Annotated in this window: 3 protein-coding genes; 2 read left to right on the forward strand and 1 reads right to left on the reverse strand. The window is 37.7% G+C overall.

Annotated features, from left to right (window positions below; genetic code table 11):
- Positions 1-711 precede the first annotated feature (711 nt).
- Positions 712-2820 (reverse strand): polyribonucleotide nucleotidyltransferase, encoded by a 2109-nt coding sequence (gene pnp / locus H5084_RS18695; RefSeq protein ID WP_182692156.1) that lies wholly within the window; start codon positions 2818-2820, stop codon positions 712-714.
- A gap of 293 nt (positions 2821-3113) precedes the next feature.
- On the opposite strand from pnp, the gene H5084_RS18700 reads away from it, so the two are divergent.
- Together H5084_RS18700 and H5084_RS18705 are read left to right on the forward strand one after the other, a co-directional pair.
- Positions 3114-3824 carry a glutathione S-transferase gene (locus H5084_RS18700; RefSeq protein ID WP_182692157.1) on the forward strand — a complete coding sequence of 237 codons (711 nt, stop codon included), beginning with the start codon at positions 3114-3116 and terminating at the stop codon, positions 3822-3824.
- Between the two features lie 134 nt (positions 3825-3958).
- Positions 3959-4357, forward strand: coding sequence for a hypothetical protein (locus H5084_RS18705; RefSeq protein WP_182692158.1), 399 nt, complete (start codon positions 3959-3961; stop codon positions 4355-4357).
- Positions 4358-4686: the final 329 nt, after the last annotated feature.

Genomic DNA, 4686 nt, shown 5'->3' on the forward strand with positions numbered 1-4686 from the left:
ACAGACGAATTACAACTCAATGCGGCTACAACTACCCCACCGTTGAGCTTTCCCAAACAATTAAGAACTTTCAGCAACAGCAAACAGGACGTTTGCTGTAAGTTCATTTAGCACATGGATGTGCGTATGAACTGGTGCGTTAAGAAAGTTATTCATTGATTGGATCAGAAAGCGACTCGGTGTGCCTTTTTCTTTGCTCTTGTAGGTATGGGGTTCTTTTGGGCATGCAAAAGAAAGTAACACGCCGTTAGGGCGGAATATCAAGTGATAAACAAGCTTAATGCCACGACGAGCGCAGACGAGCCAACTCTCAAATAACAAATCAAGGCTCCATAACACTTTCCTACTGGCACAAAAAAAGCAAGCCGAGGCTTGCTCTAAAAAGTTATGCAAAGATTTACTTAACTAAAAGAAAACCTTAAAAAAGATTACTCAGCTGCTGGAGCTGCTTCAACTTTATCTGCTGCTTCTTTCATAGAAAGATGGTCGCTACCTTGGCGACTTATTTTTAAGGCTTAAGCTTCTAGTACTTTAACTTCTTGACCTTCTTTCAGGTAATCAGAATTTTTTGTGCATGCTCTTCACCATTATTTGAGGCATAGGTGAGATGTGAACTAAGCCATCTTTTTCTTTATCAAAGACTTTTCTTACTGACATAAAAAAAGCAAGCCGAAGCTTGCTTAATAATATCTAGATAGAGCTTAGAAAAATTTATTCAGCTGCTGGAGCTGCTTCAACTTTATCTGCAGCTTCTTTCATAGAAAGACGTACGCGACCTTGGCGGTCTACTTCTAGTACTTTAACTTTAACTTCTTGACCTTCTTTCAGGTAATCAGATACTTTTTGAACACGTTCTTCACAGATTTGTGAGATGTGAACTAAGCCATCTTTACCAGGAAGAATGTTAACGAATGCGCCGAAGTCAGCTAGACGTACAACTTTACCGTGGTAGATAGTACCGACTTCAACTTCAGCAGTAAGTGCTTTAATGCGGTTGATTGCATCTTCAGCTTGCTCACCAGAAGTTGCAGCAATTTTAACTGTACCGTCATCTTCGATTTCGATAGTTGTACCTGTTTCTTCACAAAGAGCACGGATAACTGCGCCGCCTTTACCGATAACATCACGGATTTTATCAGTGTTGATTTTCAGTGTGTGAATACGTGGAGCAAACTGAGAAATGTCAGAACGACCTTCAGAAATTGCTTCATCCATAACAGTAAGAATGTGTAAACGTGCAGCTTTTGCTTGGTTTAAAGCAATTTGCATGATTTCACGTGTGATACCTTCGATTTTGATATCCATTTGTAAAGCAGTGATACCATTAGTTGTACCTGCTACTTTAAAGTCCATATCACCAAGATGATCTTCATCACCTAAGATATCAGAAAGAACAACGAACTCTTCGCCTTCTTTAACTAGACCCATTGCGATACCAGCAACAGATGCTTTAAGTGGAACACCAGCATCCATAAGCGCTAGAGAAGAACCACAAACAGAAGCCATTGAAGATGAACCGTTAGATTCAGTGATTTCTGATACAACACGCACTGTGTATGGGAATTCTTCAACAGAAGGCATTACCGCTAATACACCACGTTTAGCTAGACGACCGTGACCAATTTCACGACGTTTAGGTGAACCAACAAAACCAGTTTCACCTACACAGTATGGAGGGAAGTTATAATGTAATAAGAAGTGATCTTTCTTCTCACCCATTAGGCTGTCGATGATTTGAGCATCACGTTGTGTACCAAGCGTAGCTGTTACTAATGCTTGCGTTTCACCACGTGTAAATAATGCTGAACCGTGGGTACGTGGTAAAACACCAGTACGAACGTCAAGTGCACGAACACTTTCAGGATCACGACCATCGATACGTGGCTCACCTTTAATGATGCGCGTACGTACAACAGTTTTTTCTAAATCATGCAGGTATTCGCCTACTTGTTTAGCCACTAATGCTTCGTCTTCAGCTAATAATTTTTCTTTAACTTCAGTAGTGATAGCTTTGATTGCGTCGTAACGCTCGCCTTTATCACTGATTTGGTAAGCTTGTTCAAAACGAGCTTGTGCTTCAGTTGCAATCGCAGCATCTAATGCTTCGTTACGAACTGGTGCAGACCAATCCCATTTAGGACGTGCAACTTCTGCAGCGAACTCTTTGATTGCTTCAACAACAACTTGTTGCTGATCGTGGCCGTATACTACAGCGCCTAACATTACGTCTTCGCTTAGGATAGCTGCTTCTGATTCAACCATTAATACTGCGTTGTCAGTACCAGATACTACAAGGTTAAGATCACTTGTTTCTAATTCTGTTTTAGTTGGGTTAAGTAGGTATTGACCTTCTTTGTAACCAACACGAGCACAACCGATAGGACCGTTAAAAGGCATACCAGAGATAGACAGTGCCGCAGATGTTGCGATCATAGCAACGATATCTGGGTTAACTTCTGGGTTGATTGAAACAACAGTTGCAATCACTTGTACTTCGTTTTTGAAACCAGCTGGGAAAAGAGGACGAACTGGACGGTCAATAAGACGTGCAATTAACGTTTCTTCTTCAGATGGGCGGCCTTCACGTTTGAAGAAACCACCTGGGATTTTACCTGCAGCGTATGTTTTTTCTTGGTAGTTAACAGTCAGAGGGAAGAAATCACGCTCTTGATCATCAGCATTTTTACCAACAACAGAAACGAATACACAAGTATCGTCCATGCTACACATTACAGCGGCTGTTGCTTGACGAGCAATTACGCCAGTTTCTAGTGTTACCGTATGTTCGCCATACTGGAAACTTTTTACAATAGGAGTCATTTTTTTTCCTTTAATAGTATTATTTTCATTTTGCTTTTTATCGCGCCGACAGTATACGCCAAGCAACGCTCTTTTAAAATTCTTTAGAGAAATTTTTTGATATTAATAACAGTCATCAATTGGAAATGAACTGAGCCTAAATGAATCACTTATTGTAAATGGATGATAAGCTTATTTATTAAGCTAAATCATCAAGTTAAATTATTAATAAGCAATACTGGCTGAGCTTAAGGCTTATAGGTAATATGTTGTTAATACACTCTATTTACAGAATTTATTGTCAGGGATCTCTTATGCAGCCAACTAATACTAAGCAAACTTCTGCTCACCTGCCAATCTTGTATTCTTTACAACATTGCCCCTATGCGATGCGTGCACGAATTGCTATTTTTAAATCTCAGCAGCCGGTTTTAATCAGGGCTATCAAATTAAATAACAAGCCACCTGAAATGCTAGTACTTAGTACAAAAGGTACCGTTCCAATGTTAGTGACTTACGATGGAGAAAAAACTGAAGTCATCGAAGAGAGCCTTGATATTATGCTGAAGGTATTAACAGCCAATGATCCTACACAATTGTTAACTGCACATCGCTCTGCCTCAAATGACTCAACATTGGACCAAATGCTATCGCTGATTAACTATTATGAAATGGGTTTGATTCCAGCAAATGAAGCCTATAAATGTGCCAAGCGTTATCAGGAAACTAACATCACAGAATGCCGTGAAGTCTGTGAAACTTACTTGCAACAATTAGAGTCACGATTAGCGCAACATCGATTTTTAATGGGTGACTCTGAGAGTTTATTGGATATTGCATTAATACCATTTATTCGTCAGTTCTCGAAAGTAGAACGTCAATGGTACCAACAATCCCCCTACCCAAAACTACGTGCTTGGTTAAATACTTATTTACAAAGTTCGATGTTTACTAAGGTAATGGCAAAGCATGAGTTATGGGTTGAAAATCATCGAGATATTATTTTTGGTGATGTTAAGAAGTAAAAACTCACATTCACTAATGTAGTTAAGCTTTATTTTTAATAAGCTATTATCATAGGCAGATTAAAGTCTGAAGTGAATAACGACTAAGCAGCTATAGTTGCCATATTTTCAGCCAGTAATTTAAGAGGAGTCTTATGAATAATATTAATTACACTAAATTATTTTTTACTATTATGTTTTCTATTACTTTTGCGATTTTAATTTCAGGTACCATTTTTAAGTATTGGTTTTCATATGAAGCAAACCAATTAATGAAACAAGCTTCATTAAGCATGCAACAAGCACAAGAAAAAAGAAACCATGATCGTTTAATACAAAATCAACTTTCAGAACAAAAAAGAGAAGAAACACAAAAAGTACAAAAGTTAATAAATATTCAAAATCAGAAGAAGCAGCGATTAGTTACAGCTGAAAGAGAAAGGCAACAACGGGCAAATAAAACTCGAATTGAAGTTTGTGTTTTTTGGAAGAAGCAATATAAAAAATATAAAGGAAGTTATGAAAAGAACATGATGGAAAAGGCATGCAAGTAATTATTTACAAGTTTCATCAATGAATACTCCCTAAATAACTTACAAAGACTTTCTCTGATTAATTCTAATCACGCACTATACAAAGCCTTTTAAACAAAGGCTTTAACTTATTTTAATAGAATTTTATTTACTTTTATAACAAGCATCAAAAAACTGTTTTTCTAATAACACTGCTTGTTGAAAGTAATCTTGCATCGTTTGTTGTGTAAGCGTCTAGCGAAGCACACCTAGTATCGATTTTCTGATTGTTTAAAAATATCTGCTCAATAATAAATTCGGAGCAGATAATGGAAACTTACAGAACAAACGCACAGTGGCAACAACTCTTT

Origin of the sequence: Psychromonas sp. SR45-3 (assembly GCF_014163575.1) — a bacterium.
Taxonomy (GTDB): domain Bacteria; phylum Pseudomonadota; class Gammaproteobacteria; order Enterobacterales; family Psychromonadaceae; genus Psychromonas; species Psychromonas arctica.